Origin of the sequence: Clostridium sp. HV4-5-A1G (assembly GCF_900184915.1) — a bacterium.
Lineage (GTDB): Bacteria > Bacillota > Clostridia > Clostridiales > Clostridiaceae > Clostridium_B > Clostridium_B aromativorans.
In genome coordinates this window covers 1-2,584 of sequence record NZ_FXYI02000292.1, presented here as the reverse complement: position 1 = coordinate 2,584, position 2,584 = coordinate 1, and the positions used below count along the sequence as shown (strand labels likewise).

General features: G+C 35.8%; 1 protein-coding gene. It reads left to right on the top strand.

What is annotated here, in order from left to right:
- Positions 1-188 precede the first annotated feature (188 nt).
- Positions 189-2,519 carry a VirD4-like conjugal transfer protein, CD1115 family gene (locus J5G60_RS17865; RefSeq protein WP_150359033.1) on the top strand — a complete coding sequence of 777 codons (2,331 nt, stop codon included), beginning with the start codon at positions 189-191 and terminating at the stop codon, positions 2,517-2,519.
- Positions 2,520-2,584 lie beyond the last annotated feature (65 nt).

Sequence of the window (2,584 nt, the reverse complement as noted above, 5' to 3'; positions counted from 1 at the left end):
TTTTATAAGAGACAGTATTTATACATTAAATGAGATTTTATTAATATAAAATGAGACAAACATTCATTTCGTTTTTCATCCAAATTTTTACCCAAATAATAAATAAGAAAATGCTAAATTTTAAACCGATATTTAGATGCTATCCTTGAGCTGACCGAGAAGAAATGTAGGTTGGAAAGGATGGTTGAATGTCTAAGAATAATAAAATTAAATATACTGTAGCCTTTATACTTGTCTTCATAATAAGCATATATTTGTTTGTACCAATAATAGCTACAAGTTCAGGGCATGTCGAAGATATTGTCCATGCTTACGGGACTCAAAGTTTTGCTGGTAATCTGAAACTTCTCATGGCAAATAGAATGGTATTTTTCAAATGGTTCAAATGTTTCATTGTTTTCTTTGGCTTTGTTGCAGGTCTGATTTTTGTTGCAGGCCACGTAAGTCATAAAAAAGAGGACGGGCCTATCGCTATACCTGAACAGGGAACATATGGAACTGCAGAATGGATGCCATATGAGAGAGCCAGGGAAATATTCACTGTTAAAAGCGGAACTTCAGGCAGCGGAATAATCTTTGGAAAGCTAGAAAAAGGCGGCAGTATAGAACTTAGAAGGTCAGGAAAATTTGAAACTGTTACTCTTTCACTTCCGGTGACAGCAAACAAGAATGTTGCTGTTTATGGTGCTGCAGGTACAGGTAAATCAAGGGCGTTTGTTAGAAATCAAATAATGCAGATAGCAAAGATGGGACAATCCATGGTTATAACTGATCCGAAAGCTGAGGTATTTGAGGATACAGCACCTTTTTTAAGAGACCATGAAGGTTACAATGTAAAGGTACTGAACCTAGTTCATATGATACATTCGGATAGATGGAACCCACTGGCAGAAGTTACGGATGATATTTCAGCCCAGAGTTTTGCTGAAACTGTTATGGCAAATACAAGGCCGGTTGATGGAAAAGTGGATGAGTTCTGGGAAAAGTCTGAGATGAACCTTTTAAAAGCACTAGTGCTATATGTAGTCACTGTAGTACCGGAAGGAAACAGAAATCTGGCGACAGTATATTCTATGCTAGTGACAAAAAATGTAGTGATACTTGATGCAATGTTTGCACAGCTTGACAGCACAAATCCGGCCAAAATGCCTTATGCCATATATTCACAGGCAAGTGACAAGATAAAGCCTAATATAGTAATAGGTCTTGGATCCAAACTTCAAATTTTCCAGAATGAAATAGTTCAGAATTTAACAGCAACAAGTGATATAGATCTTACAGCACCTAAATATGAAAAAACCGCTTATTTCTGTATCACATCCGATTCAGAAAGTACATTTGACTTTGTAGCAAGTCTATTTTTCTCATTTCTATTTATGAAACTCACCAAGTATGCTGATTTTTACAAAAAGATGATACCAATTGAAGAGCAGCAGGAAGTGTATTTTATTCTTGATGAATTTCCAAACATTGGTGCTATACCTGATTTTAAAAAGAAGATATCTACTTTAAGATCCAGAGGTATAATATGTTTTATAATATTCCAGAACATAGCCCAGCTCAAGAACAGATATCCACATGATGCATGGTTTGAAATCCTGGGCAACTGCGACAGTCAGCTGTTCTTGGGGGCATCCGACGACATGACGGCAAAACAAGTTTCGGAACATATAGGGCCTACTACGGTGGAATCCCATTCTTCAAGCAAAAAAGCCGGGATTGAAGGAATAGCTGATTTTGGATCCCAGAATGTATCACCAAGTGGAAGAAATCTGCAAAACCCTGACGAACTCTTGAGACTTGACAGAAAGAAAGCCATACTCATGTATAGAGGAGAGCAGCCGTTAATGCTGTATAAAATGGATTATTCAGAGCATGAGATGGCAAAACATCTTAAACCAACTGGCATTAGAGACTACAAGCTTCCGTGGGCTGAAAAATATTATCTGGACGAAGAAAAAATGATTGAAAGGGCAATGCAAGAGGTTAGAAAACGTAAGAAAAAGCCTGTGAAAGAATTTTCACGCCTCAGAATTTCAGAAAAAGAAATACTGATTTTTATAAGTAAAATCCTAAAGATTGTAGAAGAAAAAATAAATTCTGCCGTAGGAAATGATGAGTCAAAAGTTGTTCCAAAGGGTTTACAAAATAATTTACAAGAGGATAGGAAAGCAGTTGCGCAAGATTTTGTGGAGCAGGGGAAAGAAGAAAAGACTGATATTGTATCCAGTGAATCAAAAAATGAAGAAATTTCTATGATCGAAGAAAAAAATAACAACAAAAATAATGAAGGCGAAAAGTTGCAAGTTGAAAATAAATTTGATGAAGTGAAGAGGTATGACGAATTGTCAAGGGAGGAAATAGAAAATGAAATACACAGGCTGGAAAAGTTGAGAGATAAAAAACCTATGGAAAAGAGTGCTCAATTAAATTTCTTTAAGGATTGTGAAAATTTTAAGGAAGACGGTTTTCTGCAGGATGAACATGACACCCAAGAGGATGAGGAGTCCTTCTGGTAAAAAATCAATGAGTTCTAAAACATTTCTGATGCCAATAAAAATAAAATTTTAAATAAATAAAAAAC